The sequence below is a fragment of the Lawsonibacter sp. JLR.KK007 genome, assembly GCF_036941135.1.
Lineage (GTDB): Bacteria > Bacillota > Clostridia > Oscillospirales > Oscillospiraceae > Lawsonibacter.
In genome coordinates this window covers 264,486-278,741 of sequence record NZ_JAYWSY010000001.1, presented here as the reverse complement: position 1 = coordinate 278,741, position 14,256 = coordinate 264,486, and the positions used below count along the sequence as shown (strand labels likewise).

14 protein-coding genes and 1 other annotated feature are annotated in these 14,256 nt (G+C 62.9%); of the genes, 6 read left to right on the top strand and 8 right to left on the bottom strand.

Going from position 1 to position 14,256, the window contains the following annotated elements; genetic code table 11:
• Positions 1-9: 9 nt before the first annotated feature.
• The 6 genes from der to VV088_RS01665 all read left to right on the top strand — a co-directional run bounded on the left by der (position 10) and on the right by VV088_RS01665 (position 5,103).
• On the top strand, positions 10-1,335 hold the full coding sequence (gene der, locus VV088_RS01690) for a ribosome biogenesis GTPase Der (protein WP_334599072.1): 1,326 nt from the start codon (positions 10-12) through the stop codon (positions 1,333-1,335).
• A 2-nt stretch (positions 1,336-1,337) separates the two neighbouring features.
• The gene (locus tag VV088_RS01685) at positions 1,338-1,979 is read left to right on the top strand and encodes a glycerol-3-phosphate acyltransferase (RefSeq protein WP_334599071.1); all 642 of its coding nucleotides are present in this window, start codon (positions 1,338-1,340) and stop codon (positions 1,977-1,979) included.
• A gap of 89 nt (positions 1,980-2,068) precedes the next feature.
• Positions 2,069-3,070 (top strand): NAD(P)H-dependent glycerol-3-phosphate dehydrogenase, encoded by a 1,002-nt coding sequence (locus tag VV088_RS01680; protein WP_334599070.1) that lies wholly within the window; start codon positions 2,069-2,071, stop codon positions 3,068-3,070.
• Positions 3,067-4,254, top strand: coding sequence for an alanyl-tRNA editing protein (locus VV088_RS01675; protein ID WP_334599069.1), 1,188 nt, complete (start codon positions 3,067-3,069; stop codon positions 4,252-4,254). Before VV088_RS01680 ends, VV088_RS01675 begins: the two co-directional genes overlap by 4 nt.
• Entirely contained in the window at positions 4,251-4,823 is a 573-nt protein-coding gene (locus VV088_RS01670) for a guanylate kinase (protein ID WP_334599068.1), read from the top strand. The genes VV088_RS01675 and VV088_RS01670 overlap by 4 nt, the downstream gene beginning before the upstream one ends.
• Before the next feature lie 64 nt (positions 4,824-4,887).
• A complete protein-coding gene (locus VV088_RS01665; protein WP_334599067.1) occupies positions 4,888-5,103 on the top strand; it encodes a DUF3221 domain-containing protein in 216 nt (71 codons plus the stop codon).
• Between the two features lie 44 nt (positions 5,104-5,147).
• Here the strand turns inward: VV088_RS01665 and VV088_RS01660 are convergent, their stop codons facing one another.
• The 8 genes from VV088_RS01660 to VV088_RS01625 all read right to left on the bottom strand — a co-directional run bounded on the left by VV088_RS01660 (position 5,148) and on the right by VV088_RS01625 (position 14,244).
• Positions 5,148-6,155 carry an aldo/keto reductase gene (locus VV088_RS01660; protein WP_334599066.1) on the bottom strand — a complete coding sequence of 336 codons (1,008 nt, stop codon included), beginning with the start codon at positions 6,153-6,155 and terminating at the stop codon, positions 5,148-5,150.
• 9 nt (positions 6,156-6,164) lie between these two features.
• Positions 6,165-8,153: an S-layer homology domain-containing protein gene (locus tag VV088_RS01655; RefSeq protein ID WP_334599065.1), complete on the bottom strand. Its 1,989-nt coding sequence runs from the start codon at positions 8,151-8,153 to the stop codon at positions 6,165-6,167.
• Between the two features lie 4 nt (positions 8,154-8,157).
• Positions 8,158-10,803 carry a valine--tRNA ligase gene (locus VV088_RS01650; protein WP_334599064.1) on the bottom strand — a complete coding sequence of 882 codons (2,646 nt, stop codon included), beginning with the start codon at positions 10,801-10,803 and terminating at the stop codon, positions 8,158-8,160.
• Positions 10,804-10,827: 24 nt separating this feature from the next.
• Positions 10,828-11,379 (bottom strand): YcxB family protein, encoded by a 552-nt coding sequence (locus tag VV088_RS01645; protein WP_334599063.1) that lies wholly within the window; start codon positions 11,377-11,379, stop codon positions 10,828-10,830.
• Positions 11,379-11,993: a hypothetical protein gene (locus VV088_RS01640; protein WP_334599062.1), complete on the bottom strand. Its 615-nt coding sequence runs from the start codon at positions 11,991-11,993 to the stop codon at positions 11,379-11,381. The genes VV088_RS01645 and VV088_RS01640 overlap by 1 nt, the downstream gene beginning before the upstream one ends.
• 10 nt (positions 11,994-12,003) lie before the next feature.
• Complete coding sequence (locus VV088_RS01635) at positions 12,004-12,522, bottom strand: YcxB family protein (RefSeq protein ID WP_442913101.1); 519 nt, start codon at positions 12,520-12,522, stop codon at positions 12,004-12,006.
• 39 nt (positions 12,523-12,561) lie between these two features.
• Positions 12,562-12,772, bottom strand: a binding site (T-box leader).
• Positions 12,773-12,802: 30 nt separating this feature from the next.
• On the bottom strand, positions 12,803-13,573 hold the full coding sequence (locus VV088_RS01630; protein ID WP_334599061.1) for a type III pantothenate kinase: 771 nt from the start codon (positions 13,571-13,573) through the stop codon (positions 12,803-12,805).
• Positions 13,574-13,596: 23 nt separating this feature from the next.
• The gene (locus VV088_RS01625) at positions 13,597-14,244 is read right to left on the bottom strand and encodes an ECF transporter S component (protein ID WP_334599060.1); all 648 of its coding nucleotides are present in this window, start codon (positions 14,242-14,244) and stop codon (positions 13,597-13,599) included.
• Positions 14,245-14,256 lie beyond the last annotated feature (12 nt).

Sequence of the window (14,256 nt, the reverse complement as noted above, 5' to 3'; positions counted from 1 at the left end):
GTGAAGCCTATGAAACCCTTAGTCGCCATTGTGGGCCGGCCCAACGTGGGCAAGTCCATGCTCTTCAACAAATTATGCGGACAGCGGCTGTCCATCGTGGAGGACACCCCCGGCGTCACCCGGGACCGGCTGTACGCCCCGTGCGAGTGGAGGAACCGCACCTTCGACATTGTGGACACCGGCGGCATTGAGCCGGGGACGGACGACCAGATCCTGTCCTTCATGCGGGAGCAGGCGGAGATCGCCATTGGAACCGCCACCGTGATCGTCTTTGTCTGCGACATCAAAACCGGCCTGACCGCCTCCGACCAGGAGGTGGCCAACCTGCTGCTGCGCTCGGGCAAGCCGGTGGTGCTGGCGGTGAACAAGTCCGACCAGACCGGCCGGGAAAACCCGGACATCTACGAGTTCTACAACTTAGGGCTGGGCGACCCCATCGCGGTGTCCGCCATCCACGGCCACGGCACCGGCGACCTGCTGGACGCCTGCTTTGAGCACTTCCCCCCCCAGGAGGAGGAAGACGAGGAGGACGACGTCATCAAGGTGGCGGTCATCGGCAAGCCCAACGTGGGAAAATCCTCCCTGGTGAACCGGATTCTGGGGGAGGAGCGGGTGATCGTCTCCAACGTGGCGGGCACCACCCGGGACGCCGTGGACAGCTATTTTGAGAACAAGCAGGGCAAGTACCGGTTCATCGACACCGCCGGGATGCGGAAGAAGTCCAAGGTGGACGACCGCATCGAAAAATTCTCCGTCCTCCGGGCCACGATGGCCATTGAGCGGTCCGACGTGTGCCTCATCATGATCGACGCCCAGGAGGGGGTCACGGAGCAGGACACGAAAGTGGCCGGGCTGGCCCACGAGGCGGGGAAAGCCTGCATCATCGTGGTCAACAAGTGGGACGCCATCGAGAAGGACGGCAAGACCATGGACAAGATGCGCCAGGACGTGATGCGGGACCTGTCCTACATGACCTACGCCCCCATCGTGTTCATCTCCGCCCTCACCGGCCAGCGGGTGGATAGGCTCTTTGAGCTGATCAACTACGTGAACAACCAGGCCGCCATGCGGATCACCACCGGGATGCTCAACTCCCTCCTGGCCGACGCCACCGCCCGGGTCCAGCCCCCCACCGACAAGGGGAGGCGGCTGAAGGTCTACTATATGACCCAGGTGGGGGTCAAGCCCCCCCACTTCGTCTGCTTCTGCAACGACGCCCGGCTGTTCCACTTCTCCTACCAGCGGTATCTCGAGAACCAGATCCGCTCCACCTTCGGCCTGGAGGGCACCCCGGTGCGCCTCACCGTCCGGGAGCGGAGCGAGAAGGAGGGGTGAAAATGCTTGATTATCTACCCGCCAACGCCCCCTTTTTCTTTGTTACCATTGCATTTTGCGCCTACCTCTGCGGCTGCTTCAATGGAGCGGTCATTGTGTCCAAATATATTCTCCGGGACGACATCCGTACCCACGGCAGCGGCAACGCGGGACTGACCAACTTCTACCGCACCTTTGGCGGACCGCTCACTTTGGGCGTCATTTCCTGCGATGTTCTGAAAGCGATACTTGCCATATGGATCGCTTCGGATATCGTCAATACGCCCTCAGAAGCGGTCAATCTGGCCAAATACTGGGCGGGATTGTGGTGCCTGCTGGGGCACATGTTCCCCTGCATGTTCCACTTCAAGGGGGGCAAGGGCATCCTGTCCGGGGGGACCATCGCCATCATGATCGACTGGCGCATCGCCCTGGTGGTCTGGGGGGGCTTTCTCGTGCTGGCGGTGGTAACCCGGTATGTCTCCCTGGGCTCCTGCTGGGCGGGGGCGTCCTTCCCCTTCGCCACCTGGTTCGTCTACCAGGATGCGGTGCTCCTCATCCTGTCCATCATCATCGGCGGGCTCATCCTGTACATGCACCGGGCTAATATCCACCGGCTGCTCACCGGGACGGAAAACAAGTTCAGCCTGCATAAAAAGAAGTAAAGCAAAACGAAGTTTTGCGCAAACGTTTTTCTTTTGTTTCTTTTCTTTTTACAAAAAGAAAAGAAAAAACGATCAAGGAGGAAAAAGCTATGAAAATCACGGTCCTTGGCAGCGGCGCCTGGGGGACGGCCCTGGCGCTCTTACTGCTGGAAAACGGTAGCGACGTGACCCTGTGGTCCTACACGGAGGAGGAATCCAGAGTTCTCCGAGAGACGAGGGAGAACCCCATGCTGAAGGGGGTTCCTCTGCCTGAGGGGCTGAAGCTCACCACCGACATGGCGGCGGTGAAGGGCTGCGGGCTGGTGGTGGTGGCCACCCCCTCCTTTGCGGTGCGCAATACCGCAAAACAGCTCAAGGAGCTGGCCGACCCGGGGACCATCCTGGTGTCCGTGTCCAAGGGCATCGAGAAGGACACCTCCCTCCGCCTGAGCCAGGTCATCGAGGAGGAGGTCGCCGGCAAGTGCCCGGTGGTGGTGCTGTCCGGGCCTTCCCACGCCGAGGAGGTGGGCCGGAAGATTCCCACCGGGGTGGTGGTGGCCTCGGAGGACCTGGCCGTGGCCGAACAGGTCCAGGACCTGTTCATGAACCAGCGGTTCCGGGTGTACACCAGCGACGACAAAATCGGCACCGAGATTTGCGCCGCTCTGAAAAACATCATCGCCCTGTGCGCCGGCTGCTGCGACGGCATGGGCTGCGGCGACAACACCAAGGCCCTGCTCATGACCCGGGGCCTGGCGGAGATGGCCCGGCTGGGGGTGGCCCTGGGGGGCAGGAAGGACACCTTCACCGGCCTGGCCGGGGTGGGCGACCTGATCGTCACCTGCTGCTCCATGCACTCCCGCAACCGCCGCTGCGGCATCCTCATCGGCCAGGGCAAGCCGGTGGACGAGGCGGTGAAGGAGATCGGCGCGGTGGTGGAGGGCTACTACGCCGCCGCCAACGCCCGCGCCCTGGCTCAGAAGGCGGGGGTGGAGATGCCCATTGCCCAGGCGGCCTACGAGGTCCTGTACGAGGGCCGGGACGTGCATACCGTCATCACCAACCTGATGCAGCGGGCCAAGCGGTCCGAGCGGGATGAGAGCTATCTATGACGGAAAAACTGTACGAACAGGACCCCTTTCTGATCAAATTTGAGGCAAAGGTCCTCTCCTGCGAACAGGGGAAGAAGGGCTTCGACATCATTCTGGACCGCACCGCCTTCTACCCCGAGGGGGGCGGGCAGCCCTGGGACACCGGGCGGCTGGAGGCCGCTGGGAGGCAGGTCAAGGTGCTGAAGGTCCACAGCCGGGCGGGCGAGATTGTCCACACCTGCAGCCACCCCCTGGAGCCGGGGACGGCGGTCACCGGGGTAATCCACTGGGACCGGCGGTTCGACCTGATGCAGCAGCACTCGGGGGAGCACATCGTCTCCGGGCTGGCCCACTACCTCTGGGGCTGCGAAAACGTGGGCTTTCACATGGGGGCGGAGGTGGTCACCATCGACTTTGACCGCCCCCTCACCCAGGAGCAGCTTGCCACGCTGGAGGAGGCCGCCAACCGGCACCTCTGGCAGGTGGATCTGCCGGTGAACATCACCTATCCCTCCCCCCAGGAGCTGGAGCACATCCGCTACCGGAGCAAGAAGGCGCTCACCGGTCCGGTGCGGATTGTGGAGTTCCCCGGGGCGGACTGCTGCGCCTGCTGCGGCACCCATGTGCGGCATCCCGCTCAGGTGGGGCTGATCAAGCTGCTGTCCATGGAAAAATTCCGGGAGGGGGTCCGCATTCAGCTGGTGTGCGGCGGCCGGGCCTTCCGCTATCTCAGCCGCTGCATGGAGCAGAACGCCCAGGTGTCCCATTTCCTGTCCGCCAAGCCCTTTGAAACGGCGGAGGCGGTGGCGAAGCTGCTGGCAAAAAATGAGGAGCTCAAGGCCCGCCTTACCGTGCTGGAGGAGGACCGCTTTGCCCAGCTGGCCGGGCAGTACGCCGGGGCCGGGGACGTGCTCCTCTTTGAGCCCGGCCTTTCCCCTGACAGCCTGCGGCGGCTGTGTGACGCCGTCCTGCACACCTGCGGCGGCCGGTGCGCCTGCTTCTCCGGCACGGACGGGTGGGGGTATAAGTACGCCATCGGCCAGGCGGGCGGCGATCTGCGGGGCTTCGTGAAGGAGCTGAACCAGGCCCTCCGCGGCCGGGGGGGCGGCAAGCCCGATTTCGTCCAGGGCTCGGTCCAGGCCGCCTGGCAGGAGATCGACGCCTTCTTTCAAGCGGTCACCCGGGAAGGGACGGTGCCGTTATGAGCCGTGTCTTCTGTCTGGTGGGCAAGAGCTGCTCGGGTAAGGACACCCTCTATGCCCGCATTTTGGAGCGGCACCCGGAGCTGATTCCTGTGATCCCCCACACCACCCGCCCCCGGCGGGCGGGCGAGGTAGATGGACAGAACTACTGGTTCGTCACCGAGACCCAGCTGCGGCAGTATGAGGCCCAGGGGGACGTCCTCGAAAAGCGGGAGTACCGCACCGTTCAGGGGCTGTGGACCTACTTCACCCTCCGCTTCGACCTGGACGCCGACCACCTGCTCATCACCACTCTGGAGGGGGCCAGCGCCCTGATGGACTGCTGGGGCGTTCAGGCGGTGCGGGTCGTCTACCTCAGCCTGGACGACCACACCCGCCTTCTGCGGTGCATTCAGCGGGAGGAGGAGCAGAGCCATCCCGATTATACCGAGGTCTGCCGCCGGTTTCTGGCCGACCAGGAGGATTTTTCCCCGCAAAAGCTGGAGTCCTTCCCCCACCTTTGCCAAATCGACACCCAGGACACCATCGAGCACTGTCTGGACCGCTTCGACGCACTGTACCGGGAGGCGTAAGGCACCCTTCCGGCCCGGGGCGCATAGAATGTCACGGACTCTGATCCAACAGGAGGTGACTTCTATGGTAACTATGATCGCTACCGTCGTCCGGGCCTGGGGCTCTCAGGTGCTGGTCACCGACAACGCCAACGGCCAGGAGGTGCTGGTGAACACCAATCATTCCACTTCCAACCTGATGACTGGGGAACAGGTGCGCATCGTCTATGATGGCATCATGACCGCCAGCCTTCCCCCTCAGATCAGCGCGCAGTCCATCTGTGTGCTGCGGGTGTACTAAATAAGAGACCGCCGCGGACCGAACGGTCCGCGGCGGTTTTTCGCTTAAAAGTGGGTCCAGTATTCCTTGTAGTTTTCCTGGAGGAGCTGGGGGGTATTCAGCCCGTAGGGGCACTTGGAGGCGCACTTGCCGCAGTGCAGGCACTGCTCGATCTTCTTCATCTCCCCCTGCCAGTAGTCGTTGAGCCAGTCTGCGGCGGGCGCCCGGCGGACCATCAGGTTGATCCGGGCGCACTGGTTGATCTGAATCCCCACCGGACAGGGCATGCAGTAGCCGCAGCTCCGGCAGAAGGCTCCGGTCAGCTCGGCCCGGTCCCGGTCGATGACCGCCTGATCCTCCGCCGTCAGCGCGGGGGTCTCCTTCACGCAGGCCAGGAACTGGTCCAGCTCCCACTCGTGCTGCACCCCCCAGATGGGGGCCACCCCCTCCTGCCGGGCCATCCAGGCGGCGGCCACGGAGCCGTCCTGGAGCAGACCCCCGGCCATCCCCTTCATAGCCACAAAGCCCATGCCCTTGGCCCGGCATTTCTCCACCAGCTCCTGCTCCTGGGGGCCGGACAGATAGCTGAAGGGGAATTGCAGCAGCGCGTACAGCCCGGAGTCAATCGCCTCATGGGCCACCGCCAGGCGGTGGTTGGTGATGGCGATGTGGCGGATCTTCCCCTGCCGCCGGGCCTCCAGGGCGGCGTCGTACAGGCCGTCCTCCCCGCCGGGCCTGGGGCAGAAGGCGGGATTGTGGAACTGGTAGACGTCAATATAGTCGGTCTGCAGGTTTCGCAGGCTGGTCTCCAGGTCAGCCCACATGCCCTCGACGGTCTGAGCGCCCGTCTTGGTGGCGATCACGATCTTGTCCCGCATCCCCGCGAAGGCACAGCCCACCTTCTCCTCGCTGTCGGAGTAGGCCCGGGCGGTGTCAAAATAGGTCATGCCGCCATCCACCGCCTTGTGGAGCAGATAGGCCGCATCCTCTTTGGAGATGCGCTGGATGGGCAGGCAGCCAAAGCCGTTTTTCTCAATGGTGATGCCGGTGCTTCCCAGTTGAATGCGCGTCATAAAAGCCTCCTATCCTTTGTTGTTGAGCTCCAGCTCGTACAGGCGGACGGTCCCGTCCCCCGTGCCGCTGGGGTCCAAAATTTCCAGCCAGAGGTTTTTCGTGGTTACCGGACGCACCTTGCAGGTGGTCACGTCCTGGGTATTTCCTGACACGGTATCCAGAGTCTTCCACTGTTTTTTCTCGCTGTCGTAGTACTTCAGCCGCCAAGATACGGTGTTCTGCTGGCTGTCTTCCCCCTGGCTGCCCGCGTGATAGAGGACGTAGGTATCGAAGACTACAGGCTTGGACAGGCTGATACAGAGGTCATGCTGAGCGTCCCTGCTCATATGGTCCCGGTTTGTGGCGTCCGACTGGGCAGCCTGCCATTTGGTGCTCAGGTTGCCATCCACCAGATGGTCCGCAGCCGTCCCGCTGGAAGCCTGGCCGGAGACCGCATAGGTATACGCTCCCGCGCAGAGGCTGAGACCGTCCACCGTAGGGTAGGTGGGGTTGGGCACGCCGGGAATGTTTTCGGTGATGTAGTTGTCGGCATAGCCGCCAAAGCCGTTAAAGGCCCAGGTGCCTGCGTCCAGCTCCTTCACATACTGCTGGCGGACCTGTTCAATGCTGCTCAGCCCGGTCACCCTTTTCACCACAGCGTTCAAATTCGGATCGTTGATATTATCGCTGGTGATCTGCTTGGAGGCCATGGCGAAGTGAATGGAGTCGATCAGGCCATAGCCCTGGGGCGTGGTGGGGTAGCGGCTGTCCATATAGGCAAAGAACCAGTAGGCGGTGTAGTAGTCGTTCTCAAAGCGCCAGTTCCGCAGGCCCTGATCGTCTCCGATGTAACGTAAGGCTCCCCGGGCCAGAACCCCGTCATCCGCATAGAAGCAATAGCGGAAGCTGGCATAGGACGCCAGCGTCTCGATCCACCAGCTGCTGTCCAGACCACTATAGATCTGTACCACATGGCCCAGTTCGTGGGCGAAGCACGGAGTGGGCGCGACATCCTTAAAATTCGCTGAAATCTCGATGTTTCGCTCCCAAAGCTGCTTTTGGTGGTCGTAGTTTGTAGACCCCGTCCACATTGGCGCCTCCTTGCGGTCGCCGCTGAGCGGAAGTATTTTCTTCACGTTGACTGTGATTTCCTTCTGGGCGACGTCCCCGCCCCAACGGGCCCACAGGCGGGGATAGACGGTGTTGAAGGTCTCCTCGACCTCATTCCAATAGGCCGGGTCGGGGATCAGCTCCCAGCCCTCGCCCTTGGTAATGCTGAACTTTGACGCTGTGCTGGGCGGCGTCGTTGTGCTGGGGGGCGTCGTTGTGCCAGGCTGGGACAGCTTGTCGGCCAGCTTGGTGTAAATCACCGCGGCGGCTCCCCGGGTGACGTAGCCAGCCCCGTCGAAGGTACCCCTGTCGTCCACGCCGGAGATAAGCCCGGCGGCCACCACGGCGGAGACATAGTAGGGCCAAGACTTGTGGTCCGTCCCCACCTTGTCCCAGTCGGCGATTTTGGCGGCCGCCGCGGCCCGCTCATTCTCCGTGGGCAGGGCGGCCCCCTTGTCCTCCAGCAGTTTGACCAAAATCCAGGACATGTTATAGCGGTTGATGGAAGCGTCCGCGTACTTGTTCATCAGGTCGTCCTGGGAGATATAGGTCAGTTGGCGGCTGGAGGCCACCTGAATCGCCGGGGCGTACCAGGGGGTCCGCACCGTGACCCGCGCCATTTCCTCCGGGTAAAAGGCGCTCATCAGCATGGTGAGGAACTGGCTGTAGGTCATTTTGGCGTCCGGGTCAAATACCCCGGTCCCCTTGGCCGGGTCGCCGCCGGTGCCGGAGATGGCCCTGTCGCTGTAGGCCCGCTCCACATAGGAGTAGGCCCAGTGGGTGGAGGGTACGTCCTTAAAGTGGGCGGTACCGGCAGCCGAGGCCCGAATGGGCACAAGGCCGAGGGTCAGCACCGCCGCCAACAGCAGGGCAGTCAGCTTTCCACCGTATGAATGTTGCTTTCTCATGCTGTCACATCCCTTTCTGTTGGGCTTCCAGCTTGGCCACCAGTTCGGCAAGCTGTATAGCCCGTTCTTTTTCCGCCTCCACCACATGGGCGGGGGCCTTGTTGACAAAACCTGGGTTGTTCAGCTTGGCGTTCAGCTTTTCCAGCTCGGCGGACTGCTTTTTCAGCTCCTTCTCCACACGCTGCTTCTCCTTCTCCAGGTCCACCAGCTCCCCCAGGGGGATGGACAGCTGGGCGGCGTGGGTGACGATGGACACCTGCCCGGCCTGGGCGGCGGCGTCATCGGCCTGGGCCTGGGCGAAGGGGACAATCTCCACCTCGCTGGCGTAGGCCAGCTTCTTCAGGAAGGGCACGCCCAGGGTGAAGATCTCCGTCTCCATGGTGGCCACGGTGAGGCGGGCTTTCTTGGAGGGGGGCACGTTCATCTCGCTGCGGCGGCCCCGGATGGCCCGGATGGCGTCCATAATCAGCTCCATGGCCTTTTCCTCCTGGGGGAAGTTCATGGTCTCAGAGGCCACGGGCCAGTCCCGCATCATCAGGAAGTCCCCCTCGTGGGGCAGGGCCTGCCAGATTTCCTCCGTGATGAAGGGCATGAAGGGGTGGAGCAGCTTGAGCATTTCTGTCAGCACCCAGCACAGCACCTGCTGAGCCCGGACCTTGCTGTCCTCGTCCTCCCCCTGGAGGCGGGTCTTGGTCAGCTCGATATACCAGTCGCAGTAGTCGTCCCAGATGAAGTCGTAAATCTTCTGGGCGGCGACGCCCAGCTCATACCGGTCCATGTTCTCGGTGATCTCGGCCACGGCCCGGTTCAGCTTGGACAGAATCCACTTGTCCTCCAGCTCCAGCTTCTGGGGCAGCTCGCACTTGTCGATGGTCAGGTTCATCATCAGGAAGCGGCTGGCGTTCCAGATCTTGTTGGCGAAGTTGCGCATGGCCTCGCACCGCTCCGTGAAGAAGCGCATGTCGTTGCCCGGGGAGTTGCCGGTGACCAGATTGAAGCGCAGCGCGTCGGCGCCGTATTTGTCGGCAATCTCCAGGGGATCGATGCCGTTGCCCAGAGACTTGGACATCTTCCGGCCCTTGTCGTCCCGGACCAGGCCGTGGATGAAGACGGTGTGGAAGGGGGGCTTCCCCGTGTGCGCGCAGGCGGAGAAGATCATCCGGGCCACCCAGAAGAAGATGATGTCGTAGCCGGTGACCAGCACGTCGGTGGGGTAGAAATACTTGAAATCCTCGCTGTTTTCGTCCGGCCAGCCCAGGGTGGAGAAGGGCCACAGGGCGGAGGAGAACCAGGTGTCCAGCACGTCGGGGTCCCGCTCGATGTGCTGGGAGCCGCACTTCTCACAGCGGTCGGGATCGGTCTCCGAGACGGTGACGTGGCCGCAGTCCGCGCAGTACCAGGCGGGGATCTGGTGGCCCCACCACAGCTGGCGGCTGATGCACCAGTCGTGGACGTTCTCCATCCAGTTGGTGTAGGTCTTGGCGAAGCGGTCGGGGACGAAGTTCACTTCCCCCTCGTTGACCACCCGCAGGGCCTCCTTGGCCAGGGGCTCCATGCGGACAAACCACTGGGCGGAGATCAGGGGCTCCACATCGCTGTGGCAGCGGTAGCAGGTGCCCACGTTGTGGGAGTAGGGCTCGATCTTCTCCATCAGCCCCAGGGCCTCCAGGTCGGCCACCACCGCCTTCCGGGCCTCGTAGCGGTCCATGCCCTCATACTTTCCGCCGTTGGCGTTGACCACGCCGCTGTCGTCCAGCACCCGGATGGTCTCCAGGTTGTGGCGCAGGCCCACCTCGAAGTCGTTGGGGTCGTGGGCGGGGGTCATCTTCACGCAGCCGGTGCCGAAGTCCATCTCCACATACTCGTCGGCCACAATGGGGATCTCCCGGTCCATCAGGGGCAGGATGCAGGTCTTGCCCACCAGGTGCTTGTACCGCTCGTCGTTGGGGTTGACGGCCACGCCGGTGTCGCCCATCATGGTCTCGGGCCGGGTGGTGGCCACCACCAGATAGCCGGAGCCGTCAGCCAGGGGGTAGCGCATGTGCCACAGGTGGCCGGGCTTGTCCTGATACTCCACCTCCGCGTCGCTCAGGGCGGTGACGCAGTGGGGGCACCAGTTGATGATCCGGGAGCCCTTGTAGATCAGGTCCTTCTGATAGAGGGAGACAAACACATGGCGCACCGCTTGGGAGAGGCCCTCGTCCATGGTGAAGCGGGACCGCTCCCAGTCGGCGGAGATGCCCAGCTTCTTCTGCTGCTGGACAATCCGGGCGCCGTATTTGGCCTTCCAGTCCCACACCCGCTCCAGGAACTTCTCCCGGCCCAGGTCGTAGCGGCTCAGCCCCTCGTTGTTGCGCAGCTCCTCCTCCACCTTCACCTGGGTGGCGATGCCCGCGTGGTCGGTACCAGGGAGGTACAGGGCGGCATAGCCCTGCATCCGCTTATAGCGGATGAGCATGTCCTGGAGGGAGTCGTCCATGGCGTGGCCCATGTGCAGCTGGCCCGTCACGTTGGGGGGCGGCATGACGATGGTAAAGGGCTTCTTTTTCGGGTCCCGCACCCCCTTGAAGCAACCCGCTTTCTCCCAGGTCTCGTAGACGCGGGCCTCCACCTCCTGGGGTTCATAAACCTTGGGCAGTTCTTTTTTCATCTCAAATTCTCCTTTATCCTTGAATTACAGCTTATTGACTGGTTTTCCGCACTTTTCATCCATCAGGCGGCGGAACGCCCCCGGCTCGCCGGTCATGAAGCAGTCTTTTTGCAGGATCAGGAACCGGCCCCCCTCCATCTGGAGGAAAAAGGCCCGCCTGCCCTCATACACATCCCGGACCGCCTCATAGGGACAGCTGGTGCGGATCATGTCCCGGCATTCCTCCATATAGCCGAGGTAAAACCGGGCGTTCTGCTCCGTGCGCCGCAGCCGGAACAGGCGGAACAGGGCCGCGGGCAGGCGGACCAGCCCGGTCCAGCTGGTCCCCCACAGCAGCAGCAGCAGGTTCAGGGGCGCCATGAGCACCATACCCAGCTCCTCGTCGTCCGTCAGCGGCTCCCGCAGGGTCAGAAACATGCCCAGGGTGAAGGTGACCCCCAGGAACAGAATCCATGCGCCGGGAAGCTGCAGCAGCCTGCCCAAACAGGTTTTTCTGCGGCTCTTCCCCAGCACCCGGCCGTACTCCCAGAGCAGTCCTGGCGCGAACAGGCCGTTCTGCTCCACGGCAAACAGCATCAGTCCGCCACCTCCTGCCCTGTCACCGCCGCCTTCAGCTTTTCCGGAATGGGACAGGTGTACCAGATGGCCACGTAGGGCTTCAGCCAGCGGCGCAGGTCGCCGGGGGAGCCCTCCAGCTGGGCCTTGGGCAGGGGCAGGCCGGCCATCCGCTTGCCGGTGATCCACACGATCTCGTCGCACTCGACCGCAGTGCGGAAGGTCCGGCAGTCGAAGATCTGATGGGGCTGGCTGCCGTCGAAATAGATCCGGCACTCCTTCCCCTCCAGCTCGATGCGGAAGGGCAGCTCGCCGTTGTACCGGCCCGCCTCCGCCGCCTTCTGCCGGGCCTGCCGGTTGGCCTGCACCGCCGCAGCCGGGTCGCCGCCGCTGGTCTTCCGTATGATCGTCATGCCCACGTAAAGCGTGAGGATCATGTAGAGGAAAAACATGGACGGATTTCCCTCCCGAAATTGGACAAACCCGGCCAGCGCCAGAAAGATGGTCACCATCGGTCCCATAATCCGGCCGATGCGCATCATGCGGGTGTAGCTGAGCAGGATCAGCCAGTCGCCGGCTGTCTCCAGCTGCTCGGTGGTGCCTCGAAACATCAGTGTTCCCTGTGGTGCGTTCATTCCATACCTCCTATCGAATGTATTGTATCTTCAGTCCTGTCTTCGTTCGGATCAGCGCCCGGAACTCCTCCTCGCTGCCCCAGGCGATGCCCTGTTTGGAAAAAACCTGGCCGTGCTTCCGGTCCAGAAGCAGGGCAAAGTAGTGCCTGGTCTCCACCGCCGCCTGAATCTGGCTGTAGGGCCACCAGCGTTCCCCCAGCTGAGCCCGGCAGACATAGCAGCTCTCCTTCTCCTGAAAGGCGGCGTTCACTTCCCGGCCCCCGGGAGGGGTCCGGCGCAGGCCGACGGCCCCATTGACCCGGTCCTCGCTGAGGATGCACCCCAACATGACCGCCCCCAGCAGTGCATTGGTCTGCCAGCCGCTCACCCCGGCCCGGAGGTAGATGGCGGCGAGAAACGCCTCCAGCAGCACCACGAACCAAGCCAGCAGCCGCACCGGACCGTTCCGTCCCCGGCGCATGGTCTTGCGGGTCATTTTCGCCAGGGCGGTCATGGCCTTCTGATCGATGGTGGTCTGTATCACGACCAAATCAGCTCACCTCACAAAAAACGCCCCGAGTCCAAACGGACTCAGGGCGATTATAAAACCGCGGTACCACCTGAATTTCCCCGGACGGGGACGCTCCTGCCTTCTGTAACGGGAAGCTCCGCCGCCCCTTACTGTTCTTCAGGGGCAGGGCCCGAAAGCCACCTTCCCCAGGCCGGACCAGGGACTCGCACCGACCGTCCCCTCTCTTTGGCGTCCGCACATGGGTACTCCTCTTTCGCATTGCCTTATACCGGAATTATATGCAAGATCCGGGGCGTTGTCAAGGCTTTTTGTTCTTCTGATAGAGGATATTCAGCCCCTTCAGCAAAAGGTCCTTCTCCAGCCGGATTTCCCGGCGGCACAGGGGGACGATGAATTTGGCCATTCCGCCGGTGGCCACCACGGTGGTGGAAAAGCCCAGCTCCTCCTCCACCCGGTCCAGCATGCCGTCCAGCATGGCGGCGGTGCCGTACATAATGCCGCTGCGCATGCAGTCCACCGTGTTCTTGCCGATCACCCGCTTGGGCTGGTCCAGGCTGATGCCCGGCAGCTGGGCGGTGCGGGAGGTCAGCGCGTCCATCGAGATGCGCACGCCGGGGATGATGCACCCCCCCAAATATGTACTGCCCTTGCCCACCACCTCAATGGTGGTGGCGGTGCCCAGATCCAGCAGTGTGAGGGGCGGCTCGTACTCCGCCAGGGCGGCTACGGCGATGACAATGCGGTCGCTGCCCACCTGGGAGGGGGTGTCCATCTGGATGTTCAGCCCGGTCTTGATGCCGGGGCCCACCACCATTGGGGCCTTGCCGATCACCTTCATCACCCCGGTCCGCACCGAGTTGAACACCGGCGGCACCACCGAGGAGATGATGCAGTCCTCCACGTCGCTTGGTCTCACGTCAAAGAGGCTGAGCATACTCTTGATCTCGGAGCCGTACTGGTCGGAGGTCTTGATGCGGTCGGTGGCGACGCGGGCCTCAAAGGAGGTTTTTCCGCCGTCGATGCCGCCGATGACGATGTTGGTATTGCCGATGTCGATTGCCAGGAGCATGGCGCTCACCTGATTTCTGAAAATTACCCGACCTGGGGCTTGGTCCGGAAGACGGGCACATGGAGCAGGGCCTTGCCGATTGCGGTGACCAGCACCAGGGCCACAATGGCCTCCAGCACGCTGGAGCCGGTGATGACGCCCATCACCAGGCCGAACACGGCGTCGGTGGCCACGCCCATGGCCTGGGCGTACTCAGGCCGCAGCAGAAAATAGATGCTGCCCATGACGCACACTGTATTGGTCATCGCCCCTGCAAAGCCCACCACCGGCAAGGCGATGTAGTCGCTCACCCTGGCCTTTTTCAGCCCAATCCAAAGCCAGCCGGACACCACGCCGATCATAATCCGGCACCCAAAGGCGACCCACAGGGCCTTCAGCGCACCCACCGCTCCCGTATTGTTCGCGGCCATAACCGGGGAGAAGGCAAAGGACAGCACCGCCGGGGCGATGGTGTTGTTAATCATGGAGCAGATGCCAAACACACCGCCCAAGATGCCGCCTGCCAGAGGGCCCAGCAGGATTGCGCCTACAATCACCGGAATATGGGTGGTGGTGGCCTTGATGATGGGCAGAGGGATCAGGCCCAGGGGGGTGTTGGCCAGCAGGACCACAATGGCAGCCATCAGCGCCACGCTGACCATCCAACGGGTGTCGTACTTACGGGTTTTCATACAAATTACCTC